15 protein-coding genes are annotated in these 23,375 nt (G+C 36.6%); 5 read left to right on the top strand and 10 right to left on the bottom strand.

Annotated features, from left to right (window positions below):
* The first annotated feature begins 72 nt into the window (after positions 1-72).
* Entirely contained in the window at positions 73-3,147 is a 3,075-nt protein-coding gene (locus tag WN948_RS00075) for a DEAD/DEAH box helicase (protein ID WP_342304931.1), read from the top strand.
* Positions 3,148-3,417: 270 nt separating this feature from the next.
* On the opposite strand, the gene WN948_RS00070 is transcribed toward WN948_RS00075, so the two are convergent.
* The 4 genes from WN948_RS00070 to WN948_RS00055 all read right to left on the bottom strand — a co-directional run bounded on the left by WN948_RS00070 (position 3,418) and on the right by WN948_RS00055 (position 8,323).
* The gene (locus tag WN948_RS00070) at positions 3,418-3,894 is read right to left on the bottom strand and encodes a hypothetical protein (RefSeq protein WP_342304930.1); all 477 of its coding nucleotides are present in this window, start codon (positions 3,892-3,894) and stop codon (positions 3,418-3,420) included.
* A 115-nt stretch (positions 3,895-4,009) separates the two neighbouring features.
* A complete protein-coding gene (locus WN948_RS00065; RefSeq protein ID WP_342304929.1) occupies positions 4,010-7,066 on the bottom strand; it encodes a hypothetical protein in 3,057 nt (1,018 codons plus the stop codon).
* A 206-nt stretch (positions 7,067-7,272) separates the two neighbouring features.
* Positions 7,273-7,506 carry a hypothetical protein gene (locus WN948_RS00060; RefSeq protein WP_342304928.1) on the bottom strand — a complete coding sequence of 78 codons (234 nt, stop codon included), beginning with the start codon at positions 7,504-7,506 and terminating at the stop codon, positions 7,273-7,275.
* Positions 7,493-8,323 (bottom strand): viperin family antiviral radical SAM protein, encoded by an 831-nt coding sequence (locus WN948_RS00055; protein ID WP_342304927.1) that lies wholly within the window; start codon positions 8,321-8,323, stop codon positions 7,493-7,495. Before WN948_RS00055 ends, WN948_RS00060 begins: the two co-directional genes overlap by 14 nt.
* A 112-nt stretch (positions 8,324-8,435) precedes the next feature.
* Here WN948_RS00055 and WN948_RS00050 point away from each other — a divergent pair, with 112 nt between their 5' ends.
* Complete coding sequence (locus WN948_RS00050) at positions 8,436-9,212, top strand: DUF6293 family protein (protein ID WP_342304926.1); 777 nt, start codon at positions 8,436-8,438, stop codon at positions 9,210-9,212.
* 2,386 nt (positions 9,213-11,598) lie between these two features.
* Here the strand turns inward: WN948_RS00050 and mtaB are convergent.
* From mtaB to WN948_RS00025, 5 genes are all read right to left on the bottom strand, one after another.
* Positions 11,599-12,978 (bottom strand): methanol--corrinoid protein co-methyltransferase MtaB, encoded by a 1,380-nt coding sequence (mtaB, locus tag WN948_RS00045; RefSeq protein WP_342304925.1) that lies wholly within the window; start codon positions 12,976-12,978, stop codon positions 11,599-11,601.
* An 11-nt stretch (positions 12,979-12,989) separates the two neighbouring features.
* Positions 12,990-13,754, bottom strand: a complete 765-nt coding sequence (gene mtaC / locus WN948_RS00040) for a methanol--corrinoid protein MtaC (RefSeq protein WP_342304924.1) — start codon at positions 13,752-13,754, stop codon at positions 12,990-12,992.
* Between the two features lie 634 nt (positions 13,755-14,388).
* The gene (locus WN948_RS00035) at positions 14,389-17,514 is read right to left on the bottom strand and encodes a PAS domain S-box protein (RefSeq protein ID WP_342304923.1); all 3,126 of its coding nucleotides are present in this window, start codon (positions 17,512-17,514) and stop codon (positions 14,389-14,391) included.
* Between the two features lie 309 nt (positions 17,515-17,823).
* Positions 17,824-18,588: a methanol--corrinoid protein MtaC gene (gene mtaC / locus WN948_RS00030; RefSeq protein WP_342304922.1), complete on the bottom strand. Its 765-nt coding sequence runs from the start codon at positions 18,586-18,588 to the stop codon at positions 17,824-17,826.
* A 334-nt stretch (positions 18,589-18,922) separates the two neighbouring features.
* Complete coding sequence (locus WN948_RS00025; protein ID WP_342304921.1) at positions 18,923-19,291, bottom strand: VOC family protein; 369 nt, start codon at positions 19,289-19,291, stop codon at positions 18,923-18,925.
* A 160-nt stretch (positions 19,292-19,451) separates the two neighbouring features.
* On the opposite strand from WN948_RS00025, the gene WN948_RS00020 reads away from it, so the two are divergent.
* From WN948_RS00020 to WN948_RS00010, 3 genes are all read left to right on the top strand, one after another.
* Positions 19,452-20,363 (top strand): DMT family transporter, encoded by a 912-nt coding sequence (locus WN948_RS00020; RefSeq protein WP_342304920.1) that lies wholly within the window; start codon positions 19,452-19,454, stop codon positions 20,361-20,363.
* Positions 20,364-20,516: 153 nt separating this feature from the next.
* Positions 20,517-20,852, top strand: coding sequence for a carboxymuconolactone decarboxylase family protein (locus WN948_RS00015; RefSeq protein WP_342304919.1), 336 nt, complete (start codon positions 20,517-20,519; stop codon positions 20,850-20,852).
* A 65-nt stretch (positions 20,853-20,917) separates the two neighbouring features.
* Positions 20,918-21,241: a hypothetical protein gene (locus WN948_RS00010; RefSeq protein WP_342304917.1), complete on the top strand. Its 324-nt coding sequence runs from the start codon at positions 20,918-20,920 to the stop codon at positions 21,239-21,241.
* A gap of 692 nt (positions 21,242-21,933) precedes the next feature.
* Here the strand turns inward: WN948_RS00010 and WN948_RS00005 are convergent.
* Positions 21,934-23,232: a PAS domain-containing protein gene (locus WN948_RS00005; protein ID WP_342304916.1), complete on the bottom strand. Its 1,299-nt coding sequence runs from the start codon at positions 23,230-23,232 to the stop codon at positions 21,934-21,936.
* Positions 23,233-23,375 lie beyond the last annotated feature (143 nt).

Below are 23,375 nucleotides of genomic sequence, written 5' to 3'. Positions count from 1 at the left end.
AATAAAATGGGGGTGATCTTCATTCATCAAAACATAAACGAATCATTCAAGTTTTCAAATCGGCACATCCCAATGGAATATGCGTGTGATTCTAACGGAGATGTTCTGTATATTACCCAGAGAGAAGAAACTGAAGCTGCTTCTGAGCTTTTCTGTTTGTTATGTGACAAAGAAGTAATTGCAAAGAACAAGCAAGATTTCCCAAAGAGAAGATGGCATTTCGCCCATAAAGCAAGTGGAGAAAAAGAACATTCACTAGAATCCATAATCCATCTAAATGCCACAATGAAGGTCTATGACATTTTAAGCTCAAAATTAGATTCAGGTGAATCCTTTATCTTCAATTTTAGATGCCCTCGATACGATATTGATCAATACTACAACAGAATTCCTTATCCTCTTGAACAAAAAGATGGGATCCGAACTTCTGACTCTTATACTTTTGACATGTTGAACAATGCAACAGCTATTGAATTAGAGAAACCATACTCAAATATTGTTCCAGATATTTCTATCTGGAATAATAACAAGATAATAGCTGCAATTGAGATTATCTCAACTCCTGATATAGGTCTTGAAAAAAGACAGTTATATAATAAACATAAGATTCCTGTTATTTTTATTGATGTCTCAATCATTGAAAACTACCTATATTTTGAAAAATCTTCATTTGATGAAGAAAGTATCATTTCTAATGTAATATATGCTGTAATCTTAAACAATACCTGCCAAAAGTACTGTGATTTTACCCATTTGCTCACTACTAAGAAAATGCTACTCGATCACTTCAAGAGAAAAGAAATACATGAGTCTCGAACTAAAGTAAATGAATTTCAGCAGGCATTTACTCTTATAACTGAGGAAATTCCAACAATTACTCTTCCTAAGGTTTTACAAGAGACACACAGAATTAGAATAGATTCTCTTTCTCTTCCCAGAGAAGCAATTGATATCTACACGAGTGCCGGTATTGAAGAATTGTATCCTCCCCAAAGTGAGATAGTAAACAAAGGTCTTTTGGAAGGAAATAATATCCTTGCAGCCATTCCAACAGCATGTGGGAAAACACTGGTTGCAGAGCTTGCTATGCTCAAACATGTTCTTAATGGCGGCAAAGCCCTCTACATTGTTCCTCTAAGAGCCCTTGCAAGTGAGAAGTATGAAAGATTCAAGGAATTCGAATCACTAGGCATAAAGACGGGAATCTCTACCGGAGAACTTGAGTCAAAAAGCGAACAACTCGGCAAGAATGATATCATCGTTTGTACTTCTGAGAAAACAGACTCAATGCTTCGCAATGGTACAACGTGGCTACAAGACTTATCCATTGTTGTTGTGGATGAAGTCCATCTCCTGGGAGATTCTCTAAGAGGTCCTACCGTAGATATTGTTATCACAAAGCTAAGGAGTATCCCAAACCTACAGATAGTCTCTCTTTCTGCCACAATTGGAAATGCTGAGGTTCTTGCAGAATGGTTAGATGCTGAACTTGTTGTCAGTGAATGGCGACCAACAATACTGAATGAAGGAATTGCAATCGGCAAAGCAATGAACTTCTTTACCGGAGAAAATCTTCACCAAGAAAAAATAAAGCATGATACAAAGGACATTAGTGCAAATATTGTCCTTGATACAATAGAGCAAGGAGCTCAATGTCTTGTCTTTGAAAGTAGTCGAAGAAATTGTGCAGGCTTTGCTAAGAGATTCTCAAATATTAAGAATCAGGAACAAAGAGCAATAAATGCGTTGTTAGATAGTGATACCAAGAAAGAACTCGCTGTAATTGCCGATGAGGTTGAACTGTCAAGTAATACCGGTGAAGCAAAAATCCTTGCAGACTGTATTCGTAACGGTTCCGCATATCATCATGCCGGTCTTAATGCCACTCAGAGAAAACTTGTAGAAGAAGGATTCAAGAACAACTTGATCCAGGTAATTTCCTGTACACCAACCTTAGCAGCGGGTATAAATCTTCCAGCACGAAAGGTTATAATTCGAAATTATTCCCGTTTTAATCCAGAATGGGGTATGGTTCCTATTCCTGTTCTTGAATATAAACAAATGGTAGGAAGAGCAGGCCGACCACATTTAGATCCAGAAGGTTTTTCTCTACTTCTTGCTAAAGAAGCTGGCGATATAGATGAACTAAAAGAAAAATATATCTTCGCAACAGCAGAAGATATCGATTCATACCTACGTGATGAATCAATTCTACGCAGTCATGTACTCGGAATCATAAGCAGTAGTTCATCGATATCACAACAAGGTATCATTGAATTCTTCCTAAGAACATTCTCTGCACATACCGGCGATGATAATGAATTTATCGAAAGTATCTGTTCGTGTATCGAATTCCTTCAAAATCATGAAATGATAACAAATGAAAACAATCTTCACATGCCTACCAAGCTTGGACTATTGATTTCCCGGATGTATATTAATCCACTGGCTGCAGCAATTATCACTGAAAAATTGGAATATGCAAAGCAATCAAACATGAAATTAACAACTCTCTCTTTACTCCAATTAATATGTATAACCGATGAAATTAGACCTGTTTACATAAAGAACAATGAATTGGCAGAGTATTCATGCATTGCCCTAAAGATCAAAGAAGACATTATCTTTCCCCCAGATGAGCATGCTGATCTTTCTTATGAATATCAATCTTATCTTGAATCATTAAAGAATACCTTAATCTTAAAAGACTGGATAAATGAAGTTGATACTGAAGTCATTGTTGAAAAATACTCTACCGGTGAAGGAGACCTTCATAATCTATCCAGTGGCGCAGCAAGAATTGCTTCTGCAATCAATCGAATTGCCGCTCTTCGAGAATATGATATCCCTTTTAATGGACTTGATACTCGTTTGGAATATGGGGCAGGTCCTGAACTTGTTGAGCTCCTTAAAATAAAGAATGTAGGAAGAAAAAGAGCTAGGTTACTATATACAAATCATGTCAGGTCTGTTGAAACATTAAAAGCTTGTTCTTTTGAGCAAGTAGCCAAGCTGCTCGGTGAAAAGATAACCTTAAAGATATTCAAGCAACTGTCGATGCCAGTACCATCCAGTGTGGAAAACTCTATTCAAGCCGCAATAAAAAACTCTGCAATTGATGCTCAAAAATCCCTCTTTGATTTTTAAATATACGTCATTTCTTTGTATATTGATTAGAGCTAAAAAAGCATCAAGGCTAATTAGAAAAAATAATGAAATATACCCTTCAACCATGTCTGCTTAGCTAAAAATAGTGAAATCAATCACTTAGGCGGTATATCCTATTATTACTGTGAAAAATAAACTAAAATACTCCATTAATCTCTTTACATAGCCATATGCCTTCCTAAATGGTGAAAGATACCATCTTCAGCCCCCTACTACCAAATCGTTTCCTGTTCTTATCTTTCAGGAAAGCTAATCCATATCTACTAATAACTGCTCTAATTTATCAATTGTATTTTCAGTAGCAAAATGCAAGATGCCGATTCCACCTGCTTCTTCCCAACTTTTAATATTTTGAGTATTATCGTCTATAAGAATACAACTAGTGGAAGAATACATCTTTTTATCTGAACGCCTGCAGATAATAGCTTTATCTGCAAAGTCCTTGCCAATCTCTCTGGCCAACCATTCATATTTTCCTTTTCTGCTGAATTTTGCTACGCTTCCTCTTTTAGGATTTGGATGTGCTGAAAGGATTGTTGTATTGTAATTCAGTAGATAATCAACAAGCTCTCTACCATCTTCTTTCCAAGACATCTCTGACCAAAAAGTGATTTCCTGGGATTCGATTATCTTCCAGAACTCATCTCTGTCTGAACTGTGCAATTTGATAAGTCCAGAAGAAATACTGTTGCAGGCATTATCAAAGTCGGTGATTACATTGTCCATATCAAGGTAAATCCTGTATTGGATATTGGTGTGAAATGGAACATTTATTTTACTAGTCATGATAATTGATGGAGAATTTTATTATTGCTTTCTTGTTTTGGATATGAACAATGATTCAATAGAATACATCAATGAGATTATTTACTTGTTCAACAATGATTTTTCGATCTTTCATTATTTCATCCATTGCTTTAGATGTATAATGCGCTGAACCATTCCTATAATTTGAAACTGTTTTGCATGATTCGAATACTATATTTTTTTTCTTGTTAAATCTAGCCAAAAAATAATTATTTGCCTCTTCTGCGATTGGGTTAAAGCTGTACTTTTTGCAATCATCAAAGACGTATGGCCAAGACCCTAAAGTTATAGTCATATCTTTTTTTCCAAGAATATTTTTCAAACTAGCAGGTAAATTCCTGAAAAGATCACCAGGGATTGGGAATCCATGTTTTTTGTGAATTTTTTTCCTCAAATTTATAGAAACTTTTTTGTGAAGAAGGCTTTCCACCCCTTTTCCATAACTTACCAAAGCTATTGTAAAATCAAATTCATCCTCATTAACTGACTTAGGAATATCCAACACTAGACGCTCTGCACTCATAAAGAATTTTTTAACATCGCCATCTTTAATTTTATTAAAATTAATTGTGTCTTTCTTTAAATGATTGTATTTTTCTTTAAGCTTTTCAAGACCGGGATAGTCAGTTTCTATTTCCATTGCTTTATCGATTGACTTTTCAGCATTCTTGAAGTCTAATAACTGCTCATAATTTAAGCCCAACTTCTTCCATATCTCTGGGAATTGAGAATCAATATTAAGTGCATCTCTTAGATATTTTATTGACTTATCATGCATGCCCAAGTCAAAATACATATGAGCAGTATATTCATTTGCTGAAAGCTTATACCCTTTATCCGCACTTAGCTGTTCAATTGACTTTTCAGAAAGAAGAAGTGCCTCCTCTACCAACCCTTTAGTAAATAAGACATCACATGCAATACAAACGATGTCATGATGAATGCTTGGTTTGGACAATTTAGTGCTATAGTCCAAAATATGATCTAAAACTTCTTTAAGCACATTCGATTTCTTTATGGGAATTAAGTTATTAATGCACAACCTAATAGCTGGAGGGAGAATTTCAATTGCTTCAATTTCTTCTTCTAGTGTAAATTCCTGTTCAATATCATCAACTTCTTGCTTACACTTATCTATAGAACTCAGAGTCTTGATGAGAGGCAAAATTGCATTTAAAATATTTTCAAGACCTTTCTGATTGTTGTCTTGCTGGAAATCAATGGAAGCTAAGTAAAGGTATGATTGAGTAACTATCTTTTTTTCAGAGGATAATATCAATTTGATAAAATCTTTTTTTGCTTCTGAAAAATTACTTTGATTATATTTAGAAATAGCAAGATTTAATTTAATCTGCTCATTTTCTTTAATCTTTAGTGCCATATTCAGATATTCGGCTTCACGTTCAAATTGGAATGAATTTCTTAGAGATTCTGCAATTGCTGCAAGCCTATAGTGGTTTTTGTTTTGTTCTTCTTCACGCAACTTTTTATCATCTAGTTTTTCTGCAGTCCATGAAAAGTACTTATCAATTTGAGTTATTCGTTCTTCCGCTTTATCTACAAGATCATTTCTTTTATTTTCTCCTAAAGAAACAATATCATGCAAACATTCATATTCCCAATCAAACTGTTCAGTTCTTCTATATGTGCAAGCAAGATTCCACATCAAGCTTAACTTTTCAGCTTTGTTAGCTCTTTCAATTCTTTCTCTAGCATTGTTAATGTGATCTTCAGCATCACCATTACCAAGCAGAAAATCCATTTCTGCCATTCTCAGCAGTGATAACGTAGTTACAATACGAGGATTTTCGTATTGTTCAAAAGTTTTTCTACCTCCCTTTCTTTTCCTTTTATTGACTCTAAGCGTTTTAGATGAAAAATCAAATAGTTCCTCATATGCAGAATATGCCTTTTCAAATTCCATTTTATCTCTATTGATGTCACCTAATTTACTAAGGTATCCTGCTTTTTTGTAGTCATCTTCAGTATTTTCATTTAAAAATGCATATGTAGTTTCAGCAACATCAAAAAATTTATTCAAGTACATTCTATCTGCAAATAGCTCCAAAGACAGAATCGTTCTATTTTTCTGAGTGAAAGTAGCAAGATAATCAGTTAATTTCTGGCTGTCTAATGTATATGTACCATTCAATAGTTGTTGCTTTTCTTTCAAAGACAGAGAGTTGAACCATATTACAGAGGTGATTGAAAATGCATCCGCTAAAAACTTGATGTACATTAATGAAATTTTTAGCTCAGATAATTCATCAACTATTCCAATGTCATAATCGGCCAATATTTTTATCAGTTTTTCTTCAAAACCCAAAGTCAAAATATTGATTGCTAATTGCCATTCTGCATTTGCCGGATTTGAACTGTAATATTCAGAGTTTGCAATATTTTCCGATAAATATTTTAGAAATTCAAAATTTTCTTTTTTTTCAGTATCTGAATCCCAATAAAACTCCCCCTTCCTTGAAAAGTAATCAAGATCGAAATGACTTGTTTGATATTCCTGCATTACATCACGAATAGCATTTGCTGCTTGATCATCTTTGGTTTCAAGAGCAATTTCATATCGTTGATTGAAATATTCAATACTTTCATTTAGGCTTCTCATGTGCATTTGGGAATATTCTTCAAGAAAATCCTCTTGTTTAATATTAAAAAGCCCATCCCCACGTTCTTCAAAGACAATAGGAAGGCGAAATGTGTGTTTCAAATCCTTATCTACAATTTTTTTCTTTTCCTGATTATTAATCGATGAATAAGGATTGAATATTTTGTTTACATCGTAATATGAACCATCCAACAATAATTTCTGGATGTAAAGAGCAGTATTTTGGATAGCATTTACATCTTTTTTTATTATATCATAAACATGTAAAGAAAATCCTGGATCTCTTCCTCTTCTAAGAAGAAACATGTTTTGAAGAATACGATGCTTACCAATCTCTTTGCGACTATCATCGTCTGCTTTATTGATAATTGTGTACAAATGCTTTCTTGAATCGATGTTATAAGATTCCCATAAAAAATACTCAACTACATTTTTCTCAAATTGCATTTCCAACATTCCCTGTAAATCCATACAATAAACACTGTCTAATTATTTAATTATATTTGTTTAAAAACAAACTAATGACTTAATCATCTTAGGAGAATGTTTTTCAACTTTTCAGCAGCATCTTCGCCCATCTCAACTACATGAAGTCTTATTCCATACTTTTCTGAGATATCTGCAGCTTTCTGCCTTTCAAAATCAAGTTCCCTTCGGATAACTTCCAGGCCAGTGATTCATTTCTTCTTAGTATCCCTTTGCCTGTGATCCTGGATGCGTTCAGGATAAGAATCAAGCAGTATTATGTCCGTATAGAACTCGTAATCCATATGGGTGAATATCACATCGATCTCTTCCATTACAGTCGATTTCCCAACACCCCTTACTCCGGTAAAGCAGATCCTTCGAAGAGGATTCAGATCATCCTGAGAGGAGTCTGAAAAAGAAAAGACTGGTTTAGTTCCAGTCATAGTTACCACCTCTTTCCAGGTACTTGTCTGCATCGACAAGATCAGTAAGTTCCATATTTTCCAGTGATTCAAATGGAATTGTAGAGCGCTTATTGCCCTTACTTAAGAGAATATCCCCATCCGGACCTATTATGAAGTAGGAATTAAGCATATCTTCTGCAGATTCAAAAGTTGGACTGGAACCATTGTTAAGTATCAACCCACCATTTATACTCCTGAAGATGTCAAACTCTTCACTGGTTAGGGTAAGGTCAAAAGCATCATCATTCTGACCTTCCATGGATAGTATCTGAAATATCTTCCATCTGTCCGGAGCCAGAGATGATATGAACGGTTTCATATCCTCAAAGTTGTTCATTTTGGTGATGGTGGAGTTGATCTTCAGCTTCATTCCGTTCTCACGGATAAGCTTGCAGACCTTACGGATATGTTCCACATGACTTCCGTTTCCCCTTCCAAGTTGTTTTTCGATATGTTCATCGGCAGAGTCGACAGATATTCCCACCCAGTCCACATACTTACTCATTTCCCTGAGTTTATTTTCACTGAGTAGAGCTGCATTTGTAACAATACTAACTGTGAACCCCATATCCTTTGCCATCTTCAAAAGGTGGTTTAGGTTTTTGTATAACAGAGGCTCTCCACCAGCAAAGTTGATTTTTTCAATTCCTTTTGCCTTTAAAGTTTCAAGTTTCTGTCTGGCTTTTTCGATGTCTTTGAATTCCCCACTCATGCTCTTGTAGAAACAAAACCTGCACTTGTAGTTGCAGTTCATGGTCACATGCCAGTTTACGGATCTGATTGCTTTGCTTGTCATCGGATGAAAATCCGTTTCAGAAAATATAATAATTTTTTAGATTTACCTATTATTTAATAAATAGATTTATTAAATAATAAACTAATTTTAATCAAACACAAAGAGCCAGAATATGAAAAGTAAAGAAAAGATTCACATAATGAGCGCTGGTGCAAATGTGCATAACACATTTAGAACAGCTATTTATGAAATCGCACCTGCATCCGAAGTCTATGTCATTGCAGAAAAAAGAATCTATGAAAATTCTGATATCCCAAATAGACAGGAGGCAAGAGAAGCGATCAGAAAGTCTATAGAAGAACTAAAAGAGCTTGGTACAAAAATAGCAAAAAAAGGAGTTCATGAGATAGTTATAGAAGATGATACTCTTGACTATATCAAGGATGCTGTCTTTGAAATATATAAGAATAAACCCGATGCTCAATATTATTTTAATGTATCCAGCGGAACTAAAGCATTATCAATTGGTCTTTTTATGATGGCATTGTGGTTTGAAGCAATACCTTACCATGTAGATATAGAAGAAAGAGCTAAAAAGATATCAATTCCAAAGGTCCACATTGAAGATTTTCAGGCAAATCCAAACAGAGTAACCGTATTGAATATCTTGGACAAACAAAAACCCTTAGGTGATGAGAATTTGAAAACATTATCCCGAAAAAAGCTGTTTGAAAAGCTTTCAAAAGAATATATTCCGATAAGAGATAAGAAAAGGGCAAACCGAGAACTAAAAGATGGTGTATTCAATTCACTGACAAGGGATCTTCTCAACTGGAATTTAATTGATGAAAGGCATGTAGAAGGCAGCAAAAAGGAGAAAGAGTATATTTTGACATCGGATGGAGAATTTACTTTAAAATTTGTAAGCCTTAAAGGAAATTATGTTTAAAAATATTGCTCTGTAGAAATCCTCTACTTTTGTGGGCATAACATGAGATAAAATTATTACAAATGTTTCTGACGAGACTGATGAAATACAATCAATTTAAGTGAATGATGTTTATTTCAATAGTTTTTCTACATAGCCCAATTTCTTCTATATTTTTATAGATTGCTAATTGATATTGTTGGTTATGCTCTTACAGTAAATGAGATAATATTCCTGTAACAATATGAAATTTCTTATAAATATAATTTTTTTAAATACTATTTAAGTGAATCTAGCACTAATTTGCAACTAAATCTTAACACATTTGTAGCAAACAAGCAAAAAGTTTGTACGTAGAATGTATCTACATTAATAGAAGTGCCATACGTCAAGACAATACATTTTCTTTTATTATGAACTCAAAGTATGCAGATTTTTGATTGATAGGCAATTAATAACCTTATCGTCCATTTCTTTTTCAAAATCAAATAGCTTAAAGGTATTAATTCAAAAAACACATACGTTAAAAGCATGTGAATGTAGTTGCAATATACCTTGCAATTCTAAATAACACTTACATTCCTCATTAATAGTAGCAACTCTTAAAAATTAAGTATAAACGTGTATTGCTGCAAATAAGCTAACAATTTCTTTAGATTAAGGGACATTATAAAAATATTCAATGAAGAGGCTATTTCAATCGACTCCATCTAAATGGTAGACTCACATCTATTCCACAATATCTTCTCTCTGTGGACATCTGAGCAAATCCTCGAGATTAATTGTGTTCGAGCACCGGATAAGTTCGAAAAGAACACAAACCAAAAAAATATCATTATAAAAACTTAGTTTAATGCAAAGATGTTATCAAGTTAAGCAAAGAATCACTCTTGAAATCTCTTTCACGTATACATGTTTTCTATAATTCTCATATGTAAATCACGTGCAGTAGAAAAAGCATCTACATAAACTAGTAAAACCGAGGGACGATAAGTAGATTCAATAATAAATAGCTGCAGGATAAATCAATAAGAAAGTGGCAAACATCAGGAACTTGTCTCAAACTGATCAGTTAGCCCTAAAAATCCAGTAGAAATAATATAAGTGCACATGGTGTTTCACGTGATGGAAAATATGAAAGTCACTTATAGCAAACTGTTTCAGGGCTAAGAAGGGGGTCGCTACCTTCGCCCTCACACCCATAAGGGTGCTTACCGTTCCAACTCCAGCCTACAATCACAGATTGAACGCTTCCGTTCTCACTATACATATAGTAGGGAATTTATTCCTTGATTGATTTATCTCAAAGATAGATTTATACAAATTGTTAACACAATATTTAATCAAAATTAATGAAATCTTAGCTTAAAGATCATTCTTTGAGTTGCCCGCAAAATGAGCGAAACGTATGTGATTTTTTTGCTGTAAGTAATGCCCAAAAATCGCCATTATAAGAGGATTATCTAAAGTTTTTGATTGGCCTGCCGGCTTATGTAATGATGTAATTGCTTTTTCACTTCTCTTAAATTGCCAAACGCAGCTTCAAGGGAATTTTCTGCCTGAACCTTTCAGTCAAATGATTATCCTTGAAGGAGAGAAACAAGTAACATATTAGTTTTTGAGCCCATATCAAACTATAAATGCTGGTTTTGTAGAAATCCTAGGTGATAGTGTGAACGATGTTGACAGCATAAACTTAATTCATTCGAATAGTGTCACCTATCGCCAATTATCGATATTAAATGAGTTGAAATAATATTAAAATCAGCATCATCTGAACGAAGTTGTCACCAACCATGTCACCATTTCATTATCACATATTGAATACCTAAAATTGTCGGAAAGATTGCATATTATTCTCAAAAAGCTGACATGCTGTGTCATATGCTCCCCATGAGCAGGCATTTCCAAGTATGATATTTTTAAACACTATACCAAGATGCAACTCACTTGATTGGGTTTCAATAAAGGAGTATGCATCATTGAGGTTAATGCCGCTGTTCTCAGGCTCTTTCGATATTGGTTAATTCTATTGTATATCTCTTGCTCGCTTTTAATTGGACTATCATCTTTATGCATACAAAAGCTATGACTTCAGCTTATATTCCGAAATGCCAAGTATGGTGAAAATGTTCAGAACAGAAAAATCAGAAACATAGAACAGTGAAAGTGTCAAAGGCTTTACAGGGGAAGTTTTGATACACATGCCATAATAGTGAAGGTTGTGGAGGTTGGAGGTAGAATTGATGGCGTTGTGACCCGTTTTTTCTGTAAAGCCTATGATTTTTATTGTGGAGTTAAGTGTGAATTGATAATTGTGATTATAAATTTGGAATAGGGAAAATTTGTATTAAGCAAACTTCCCTATTTCCGTTAGTTTTCCGAAGAAAACTTCTTGGTACTACATTTAGAGCCCGTAGTTCTCTGGCTTGAATACTGGTACTTCCTTGGAGTATTTCTCCATGCAGTCGCTCATGAATGTCTCGGACTCTGATGTGAGTGCCTCGAATTCTGCGGTTGCCTTTGCAAGTGCACCGAGCTCGAACTTTGTCATGTCGAGACCTTCGGAGCCGTTCAGGATGTTGCAGCATTCCATTCCAGCGTTCTTTGCACGGAGGAAAATGTCCTCTCCGTCCTTTACGATTGCTTCTCCAACCTTGTATGCGTTGTCGTATGCAAGGATGTAGGACTGTGGGTCTCTGAATCTGTCGGAAGCCATGAGGAGGTCTCTGAGGATCTTCTCGTTTCCTGACTTGAGTGCAGTGTTCATGAGTGCACAGTCGTAGTTAAGGGATTCTGACCAGCACTGTACTGAGGTACCACCGAATTCTGCGTGGTATTCTACAGATTCATTTGACCAGAGGTCACAGCACTGCATGATAAGGTTACCCATGACATCTGAGTGTGCACAGGTTGAAGTCTTACCTTCGAAGGACATTGGCATACCGGAGATTGCTTTTACGATGATGTTCTCGTATCCACAGTCTTTTCCTGGACCTACTGCGCCTGCTTCATATGCAGCGAGTGATCTTGGAGCGGAGATTGCTCTTGCAACGATTGCAAGGGTGTGTGCAAGGTTCTTGTCAAGGAGACCACCTGCAATAAACATTGCAGTGTTTGCCTGTGCACAGTCTGTGTCACCAGCAGCGATTACGCCTTTCTGCTGTGCTACCTTTGCGATTTCCTGCCAGAGGTAATCCATATCCATGCTGCCAAGGCAACCGATTGCGTAGAGCATACCTGGAACATCGTTCCTGAGTACTGCGTAGTCGAAGATTTCCTTTCCACCCATTGATTCAATGGACAGGAGGTCTGCGCCGCTCTCTGCGATCTGGTCGAAGGACTCCATGACTACAGTCATCTTGTCGCCTCTGAGGCCTAAGAATTCCTTGTCTTCTCTGATGTCACCAGGAGTGTGTCTGAGTGCGCATTTGATGCCGTACTCTTCGTTGTACTCTTCCATGATGGTCTTCTGTGCGTGTGCAACAGCTGCTCCCCATGCTGGGTTGTTGGTCATCTGCTGGACGTGCTCTGTCTCAAGTACTACGGATGGGAAACCGACCTGTACAGCCCTTGCCATAATGTCTTTTGTGATTCTCTGGTACTCGTTTACGAGCTTTTCCTGAGTCTCTCCTGCTTCTGGCCTTGGTGCGTAGTTTACTTCTGCGGTTGTGTAACCTGCTCCGATCTCAAGGTCAAATCCTGCTTTCACAGGTTTCTTTGCGTTACCGAAGACCATTTCGTCAGCTTCGGAATAAGCCATTGTTGTAAATCTGTTAATTGCCATTTTTGATCACCTTAGTGGGTGTGGAATCTTGTTCTAAGTGCTGCAATGTCTGCGCCTGCAAGGATAGCGTCTGCCATCTTTGGTGCATCTGCTGCTTCTTCACCATATACTCCAAGTGAGTATGTTCCAACGAAGTCCTGGTTTACAGCTCCGCCACCACATGCGAATGGAAGGTCGAGTCCACCCTCAACAAGACGGTCGTTGACTTCCTTGAATGCATACATGGTTGTTGTCATGAGTGCTGTTCCGGTGAGCATCATTGGCTTCTCTTTCTTTACAGCTTCGATAACTTCATCGACTGGGCAGTCACGGCCAAGGTCAACTACTTCATATCCAGCTGCTCTGAGGAGTGCTGCAACAATTGACTTTCCGATGTCGTGTACGTCACCTTCAGCAACGTGGACAACGATCTTGCCTTTTGTTACTGGGTTTGCGCCAGATTCGGATTTACAGAACTCGATACCGTCGAGCATTGCGTCTGCTGACATCATTACATTTGGAAGGAAAATGACACCTTGATCATACAGGTCTGTTACTATTTTCATACCGACCATAAGTATATCGTCGATGAGTGCGATTGGGTCCTTGCCTGCTGCGATAGCTGCCTCAAGACCTTCAATTACATCATCCTCTTCACCCTCAAAGATCGCTTCTGCGATAGGCTTGTATAACTCATCTTTTGGATAGAGTTCTGCAGCTGCCTCTTCTGGGGTCATTGATTTTTCCATTTTAACGTTGTATCTGATAAGGATACCTTCTTTGTCTACTATTAACATTCTATACCTCCTTCAATTATTAGTCTAGTTAATTGAGCTTGGGTCAAGCTCAATCCAATCTACACAAAAAGGTTCTCTTGAACCTCAATCATGCACTTTTACCATCACATATAAAGGTTTCTCATGTCGAAAACAAATATATAAGCATATCTATTTGGAATCATTTTAAAAATTAAATAATACTAATAAAAACGGACTACTGATGCCCATTAACTCAATCATTCGTTTTTTTGAAATACAAAGTCTACAAGTGGCTAGTAAACCTTTATATACCATAATTAATCGGAAATTTCGAGATTAATAATATAAAAAGAAATGTCTTATGGATTATAGATATCCTACAAAAGAGTATATCATTTAGAAAATAAGAGCTCTACTGATTCATATAACGAATATATTTAAATTTATAGACATAAATCGTCATGGACATGAGCATAATATTTAAGTAGTATTTACTTTTTTTATTTATAAATTAGACAAATAAACAAAGACAGTAGTTGTTTAAATTGGTTATTTTACAACTAAAAATGAAAAAATTAGAATAATTACTACATATACATTACACATTATTTTATATAAACTATAATTGATACATATAGATAAAAAAAATATACATATTTTTAAACGAAAAAAATCAAAGATTTTCTCTGGAGACACATATCGTTATAGGACTTGCATCAAGTTGCCCCATTGAACAGCGCATCTCAACAGGTATAACCTCTTGCGAAGAAGATTCAAATGGTATCTCACATACATGTGCCTCACCACTGAGAATGTCTTTCAATTCTGCCGCTGCTTCAAGAAATCTCTTCTGAGGGTAAAGATTAAGCAAATTCATACCTGTGAGTTCATTCATTGAATATTCGAGTCGTTCGCATGAATAAGGATTCGCGTAAAGTATACAACCATCGTTATCCAGCATAAAAACCAGATCGGTCATTGAATCAAAAATAACTTGCAGGTTCCTGATATCCCTCTGGTCATCCGAATGCTCACGCATACGACCTATTACAGGACCTATCTGAGAAGCAATTGTTTCAAGAGAATCACGGACCTCAAACGGAACCCCATATGTACCATGTGACGAAAGCATCAATATAGCTACTAGCTCCATACCGTATCTGATAGGAATAAGGGCAGTAGCTTCAAGACCTTCATAGCTTAATTTGTCCCCTGGAATCATGGAAGTCAGTTCATAGAATCTTGTATACAATGGATATTCAGTTTTGAAAAGCTTGGCATGAATGGACTTACCACTATAGTGCCGTGTGCTTTTTAAAAACTCTGAAGACAGACCGCTATGAGCTACTATATTCATGTCCCCAGTGGTTTCATCAACCAGATACAGTGCACCACAATCCAGATTATCCATTTGAGTAGTGAACTCTACAAGCTGAGAGAACATGTCGCCTACATCACCCAATGGATTGAAAAGCATACCCACATCCGAACCGAGCTGCATGAAATTATTCACGTTCTTGCGCTCAGTTATATCTACCAAAATACCCTGTATATACTGTAGATTTCCTTCAGCATCACGCTTTATAAGCGATCTCTCATCCACCCACCTGACCTCACCTGACTTTGTAAGTATGCGATACTCAAAGGACAGGTTGTCCTCACCGGATAAAATATCGTACTCCATTGTGAGTCTCTCCATATCTGATGGATGGACAATATCACCGTAAAGTACTTTTCCTGACATAAGCGCATTAGCTTCATAGCCAAACTGGGAAATATTTTCCGAAACAAATTCCACTTTCCATTCCTCATCGGGTCGCCAGAAAAATACGACCGCCGGACTGCTTTTGATAACTGTTTCCAGAACTTTCTGAACCTCAATTAACTCAAGAAGTTCCCTTTCTTTTTCTTTTTGATTAGTAATATCCCTGATGATAGCCATTATAGCAGGTTTGCCTTCATGGTCTATTATAGATGAGTTAATTTCTGCAGGAGTGCTTTTACCTGTCTTTGAGATCAACTCGATATCATACTTCAGAGTTGCCTTACGATTTTTTTCAAGACTTCTCTTAAACTTGTTCATAACAAGACGCTTGTACTCTAGTACTAAGAAATCTTCAAATTGTCTGTGAACTATTTCAGTCCTTGAAAAACCGGTAATCTCACAAAACTTCATATTGGCAAATACGAGGACATTATCCTGCACAACTATAATACCATCATTGCCTTCTTCAACAAGTGTGGAATATTTCTTCTCGGAAGCTTTAATTTCTGCTTCAGCAAGTTTTCTTTCCGATATGTCCCTGATGTCCATCATTACAGAAGGTTTTCCTTCATGCATAATGAAAGACAAGCTTATTTCAGCCGGAAAAGTAGTACCATCCTTTTTAAGGAATTCTACTTCATTATTTCGACGAATGCTATGCATATCTTTCAGGACTTTTTTGATACGTTTGTAGACCATCCGCTGATACTCGACTGGTAAATTGTCCATGAAAGTTCTTTCAAACAATTCTTCTCTGGAATACCCTATTAATTCTGAAAATTTTGCATTTATGAATTTAAACGTATCATCCTGAAGAATAATTATACCGTCGTTTCCCTTCTCTACAAGTGTGGAATACTTCTCTTCAGATGCTTTTAACTCAGATTCAGCACGCTTTCTTACCGAAATATCCCTGACAGCCATCATTACAGATGGTCGCCGTTCATGCAGCATATAGGAAAGGCTTATCTCAGCAGGAAAGACACTGCCATCTCTTTTTAAGAATTCGACCTCATCATTCCTCATAATACCGCATTTATTCTTCATGACTTTTTTAAATCGCTTCGTGATCATGCGATGATATTCCAGAGGAACATGAGACAGGAAATCCCTACCTGAAAGCTCTGTTTCGGTGCGATCTGACATCTGGCAAAATTTGGAGTTTGCAAAACTTAGCACCCCATCCTGAATGATTATTATGCCATCATTTCCTTTCTCCACAAGTGTAGAATACTTTTCTTCAGATACCTTGAGTTCCGTTTCAGCCATTCTCTGAACTGTAATATCTTCTATTGAAAGAAGAATATGTGTATCATTATAGATTCCAATTTCAAGTGGTCTTGCACTAAAGTGCATTGTCCTGCTACCAAGGCCTTCTACATTACAATCCAGTTCCAGATTATCGAAGAAAATATTATCCACCAGCAATTTTTCAAGGAACGATTTCAGTAGAGGCCTGTCCCAATTTCGCCCGCAAATATCGAAAAAGAATCTGCCTTCTGTTTTTTCCGGATATAATTTGAAAAAATCATAAAAATACTTGTTAGCAGTAAGAACATGGAATGTGTTGTCGAGTATCAAAAGAGGATTTGGTATGGTATCAACCATCTTTTGGCGATAACTTTTATTATTATCTACAGTGCTGTAATCAGGCCCCAGACTTCCCGTTACAAATACAAGTCCATGAAGAAAACTACTTCCATCCTGCAAGATCTCAAAGGTCTTTTCAATTACTTCACATGTCCTACCATCCCTGGCCAGCATCCTGTATCCTGTTGAAAAATATGATTGTTTTTGATCATTTCTGAATTGATCAAAACTCTCATTTAATTTATTAACATCATGCAAATGGATGATATCTGAGTAATTTATTTTCCCTGAACTAAAATCTTCGGCTGAATAACCTAAAAGAGAAATATTATCTGAAACCGATATTACCGACCTATTACCTTCATTGCTCCAGAGAAATGAAAAAACAGGGCCAATACCCATAAGTTCTGTGTCCCTCAGGCAAGACAATTGTTTAGTTTCCATGAGATTTTCAGAACTGATAATATGACCTCCATTTCAATGATATTGTATCCTTACGCCATTATTTTTATTTCAGATTCGTTTACATGTTTTAGGCAAAAGCACTTATCTATAACTAGTTAGAATCAAAACTAATTTTTCATACTTTTGTTTATACCTGACAAAAAAGAAGATGTTAAATACATGGAGGATGCAGATTAATATTTGGCTCTCATCTGAATTTTATACTTCCTTCAATCCAATCTACACAAGAGGGATATGGCTTTGGATGTGAGCCACCTGCTATACCTTGATTTTTATGCAGTAATTACGTCAATGTACATGAAATTGTTCCCTTAATTCTTCAATGCTTTTATTCTGGATTATTGAATCTGCAATCTTTGGACCAATTGCAGCGTGTTCACAATATATACCCAGTTCATAGTTTTGTACAAAGTCCTGAGTTACGGCCCCGCCACCACATACAAATGGTATTCGGATATCATTTTCAAGTAAACGGTCATTAACTTCCATAAAGGAATACATGGTTGTTGTCATCAAGGATGTACCAGTAAGCATAACAGGCTTGTGTTTTAATACAGCACGTATTACTTCATCAATAGGTACATCGCTTCCAAGATCGATGACATCATATCCATTTGATTTTAAAAACACTGTTAATATTTTTTTACCAATGTCATGGATATCTCCTTCCACAACATAAGATACAACCGTTCCCTTACATTCATGGGTCTTTCCGGATATCTGTTTGCAATATTCAATTCCGTCGGTCATGGCATGAGATGCAATTATCACATCAGGAAGGAATAGGAGTCCGTCATCATATAACTGGGATACGATATCCATTCCCACTATGAGGGCATCGTCTATAAGGGATATGGGGTCTTTTCCAACTTTTACTGCTTCTTCAAGAGTAACAATGACCTCATCTTCATCACCCTCAAAAACAGCCTCAACTATATTGCTTAGTAGCATATCCGATGGGAAAAGTTCTCTTGCCACCTCATCAGAGGACAGTTCACTCTCAAGTTTGACATTATATCTAACAAGGATATCTGTCGGATCTATATCTAGCATTGAGCCTCCTTTACTAGAATTTACGTTTTTCTATACGGTGCGTGTTAGTTTACAGGTGAATAAACTTGTAATAAATAATTATTGTATATACACTATATTAGTGGTTATCTAAGAGTAAGTATAGTATGTAAAGGTAACGTCTAAAAAACAGAAAAAACAATTTTTTATAGAATTGATGTAGACAATAAATCATCAGGCAGAGAAATTAGAAGTTAAACTAGTATATTATGAAATAAAAACAAAACGACAACAAATCCTAAAAAAAGAATAGCACAGGCACGATAAAACCTGCAACAAATACTGTTTTTATAAATTTGTTTCCGCAATTCCATTATCATTCTGCATTCTCGTTTTCTTCCCATATACCAAAAACATTCCCTTCAGTATCAAGACAGATAGCAAGGTAGCCCCACCCTGGTACAGGCATTTGATTCAGTACCTTACCTCCGGCCTTTTCTATCTTTTTCGCATACTCTTTAACAGACGGAACTCCAATATAACTGGCAATTCTTTGATCAGGTTCTCCCCGAAGACCCATTCCTCCCCTGATACCTTCTTCCCCATTCAAACCAGTTGTTTTAAAGAGATAATAATCCATTTCAGGAAATGGTTTTTCAAATTCCCAGCCAAAAAGATCGGAATAGAATTTCTTTGCTGTCTCAAGATCGTCTGTTGGTATATCTATATGAACAAAAGTTGCCATTGCTTAACCCCGAATAAATTTAGGATTTAAAATAATTAATAGTTTTTTGTTTAAATGAAGGCTCACCAAATATGCAAGTCTGCCTATTTAGATAATCGTACGAAGACAATCACGCAACCTCACCAAATCCTATATAATCCATATCACCATTTCCCATCCAATGAACCCGGGATCAAAAAAACCACACATTGAACTTGTTACCGGTTCGATCCTTTTCGGACTGCTAGGCGTATTCGTTGATTACCTGCAAGATGTGCCTACAGGCCCAATGATATTCTACAAGCAGCTCTTTGGTGTGTTTTCACTATTGTTGTTTATGCTGATCACTGGAAAGTTGTCCCAGATAATACCACGGAAGAAGAAGCGATATCTCTTGCTTCTTGGAATTATAAACACAACTACCCTTTTCACATATTTTACCTGCATAAAATATACCAGTTTCTCAGTGGCAATACTCATGCTTTATACGGCACCTATGTATGTTACCCTGCTTTCACCACTCATACTCAAGGAAAAAATAACACGTAAAGGTATGCTTGCATTGGCAATGTCATTTATCGGGCTGCTGTTCATTGTTGACATGACCGGTGTAACTACCGGATTCACAGCAGGCAACGGTTACATCATAGGCATAGCTGCGGGAATGCTTTCAGGTTTTTCCTTTGGTAGCGAGATTGTTACTATTCGTTATATCAAGGATGACTACTCAAGCGTTGCCCAGCTATTCTGGTATACTCTTATAGGTGTCATTTTGCTACTACCATTTGCCAGCAAAGTCTCAGGACCCGTGCTTACAGACAACCTGAATATGCTGATAATATTCGGAATTGTTAACACCGCCATGGCTGCACTACTCTATGTTAGTGGCATCGCGCAAATAGAAGCTCAGAAAGGAAGTATCCTGGCATTGATAGAACCTGTTAGCGGCATCTTTTTTGATTTTACTATCCTTCACACACCTTTGCTTGCAAACACAATTGTCGGTTGCATATTCATTCTGCTTGGCGCTTATGTCGCTGTAATGGAAAAGAGTCCCAGGATATTTGGAAAATACTTCAGGATTCAGGTGTGAAACAAGAATTGGGCATGAAATTTTTAACAGTAAGACAAATGATAATTAGATTTATATAGGTATTTCAACATAATTTGAAGTATCTGATATTGAGCCATATTTACAAATGCTAGATTAACAGTGTTAACTTGAGAAAACAGTGGAGACATGATCATGAGAATGCTTGAGGAGTTCTTCCCCGAATTTACCGAGAAACTTGATGAAATAGACAAACTCTATGCCGAAAAAAGGCCTATCGATGAGAAAACATATCAATATCTATGCTTTGCTCTTTCCATCAAAGCCAGGTCAAAACCATGTGTTTTAAAACATTTTAAAGGTGCTCTGGAGGCAGGAGCCACAGTAAAGGACCTTTCATATATTTTCGCACTTACCATGAGAGAAGCAGCAGGTGCTGATGACTGCTGGACACATGATGTAATAGGAGACTGGAAAGATATCCTGAAAGGAAATGTATCTTGCAGTTGTTCCGGTGATGAAGATAAGTAAAATCATAAATGGATATTTCAGTAAACATTACTACTATTAAAAACAGTAAATTTGGAGGTCATTATATGCCAACAAGCGTAAACGTAAACTCAACAATCTGTGGTTTCACACACAAGATAACCGGAAAGTTAGATGGTATGAATATCATTATAGATATTGAAACACCGTGCCCAAAAATAAAGGAGATGTCATACATGGAAGTTCCAATGATGGAAACCATGGATATAAAGGACAATTATGTAATGGACATGGCAAAAAAAGCCCGTTGCACACCGGGATGCATTGTACCATCCGGGGTTTTACACATATGTAGACTGGAAACCGGCATGATCGCAAAGAGTCTCGCAAAGAAGGCAGGTCCAATTAGTATTGAATTCTCGGAGAGCTGAGCTTTTCCAGAAGAAACTTTCCGCATTTATGAGTGTAAATCAAAAACCCAAAGCTCAATTATAGAACATTAGTACCCTACATGAAAATCATATCGGAGAGAACTGCAGACCTCATTCGATCTTTTCAATATTGATCGATACCTTTCCTATTTGTTTTGCAAGGGTTTTTCATATCTGCTCATTCTTGACCCAGTATGTGCTCATCAAAGTTGCCGGAACATAACAATTATCGCAAATGTTGTTCTTCATACTTTTACTATTAATTCATAGAAAGGAAAATTATGCCATGGACCAGGCAAAAGATACATGGTGTACTATGTGTATTGTCCCAGCAGTTGTAATGTATGCGTTCAAAATGGAGTTGGCATGCTTTCAAAAAACCTGGCAAAAAAAAACAGGTACTGCAAACATAAATGTTACAGACGATTATAATTTTTTGACAACATTGGCTTCGTAGAAATTCTCATTCAAATGAAAAATATAAGTTTGACATATCTGCCAAACTTATGCACTAATAACTTGAATTAAAGCCTCCTTGTTTGATTACAATACCGTTTCACCCTTCTTTTTTACCCTTTATTTGCTCTTCACATTAACTTTTCAGAAAATAAACATCAATAAAACATATTTCTGTTATGATGCAATTCTCTATCTATTTACTATGACGTTTTTCTACGATACTTCTACGATACTTACCTTTCATCCCTCCCCATTCGTTCCGTAATATCCTGGATAACACCCTGATAGTGGGTCACAATTCCCTCGCCGTTACGCTGAATGAATGTTTGCTCTTCCACCCACCTCTCATCTCCTGACCGGGTTCGTATCCTGTATTCCTTGACAAAGACTTTTCCACCTTCTTTGGCAACATCCGAAAGTTCCATCTGGACACTAGGGAGGTCCTTCGGATTGATTATTTCACCATAAAGGATAGCTCCTGAGAGGAAATCGTCAACCGAGTATCCAAACACGCTTATATTATCTGAAACGAATTCAGCTGGCCAAAGTTCATTTTCATCATCAGGACCTGCTTTCCACAAAAAGGCGATCACTGGACTATGATTGATAATCGTTTCAAGAGCTTGCTTGTTTTCTAGCAATTGTTCCTGTTTTTCAAGTGCCTGCTGAAGAGCGATTTCACTTTCTTTCTGCTTTGTGATATCCTGAACAATTCCCTGGAAATGAGTTGCATTCCCACCCCTGTCCCTCAGAATAAAAGTGCTCTCTTTTACCCACAACAGCTCATTATTTCTTGTTATTAAACGATATTCCTGATTATAGTAGTCATTGCCACTTTCACATTGTTTAGCAAGTGTTTCTTTAACCATCTCATAGTCATCTGGATGAACAAGATCACTGTACACAATGCGACCTTTCACAAAATCCTCAGCCGAATAACCAAGTTTTGAAACATTCTCGGAAGCATAATCTGCAGGCCAGAACTGCTCGTTCCTCCACAGAAAAATCATAATAGAACTATTATTGATGATCTCTTCCATAAGTCTCAGTTTCTTCAATGCATCCTGCAGGGTAAATTCCTGTTCTTTCTGTCCAGTTATATCTAAAACAGTACCCTGGTAGTGTGCAACATTGCCTGAATTATCCCGCAGTATATAGGTTCGTTCATTAACCCAGCGCACTTCACCGGATTTTAAGATAATCCTGTATTTGTGGTCAAAGAAATCAACTCCCTCTTTGCATTGTTTAGTGAGAGTTTTCTGCAAGTCCTTCAGATCATCCGGATGAACTATGTCAGCATAAAGAATGCGGCCTGAAATAAAATCATCTGCTGTGTAACCTAAAAGGTCCACGTTACCTGAAACATATTCCACAGGCCATTTTTCGTCGGGACTGTCTTCTGCCTTCCAGAGAAAAGAAATAACAGGACTGTTATCCCTTATCTTTTCAAATTCCTCTTTTCTGTCAAGAAACTTGCTCAATGAGCTTTCAGAATCTTCCTTATAATCCTTATCTGGTGTTTCTGAGTTCATATAACCCCTCTTAAAGTTAAACCCCTTCTTGTTTAATTATTAGTTTGATTAGTTAATAATACTATTCACTATGGATTCTGAACAAGATTCTTAGAGAAATAAATAAGATAAATATCAGTGCGTCTAAAACAGTGCAGATACTA

Origin of the sequence: Methanolobus sp. ZRKC5, assembly GCF_038446525.1 — an archaeon.
Classification (GTDB): Archaea; Halobacteriota; Methanosarcinia; order Methanosarcinales; family Methanosarcinaceae; genus Methanolobus.
The sequence above is the reverse complement of the archived record's forward strand: the minus strand, read 5'-3'. Positions and strand labels throughout refer to the sequence as shown.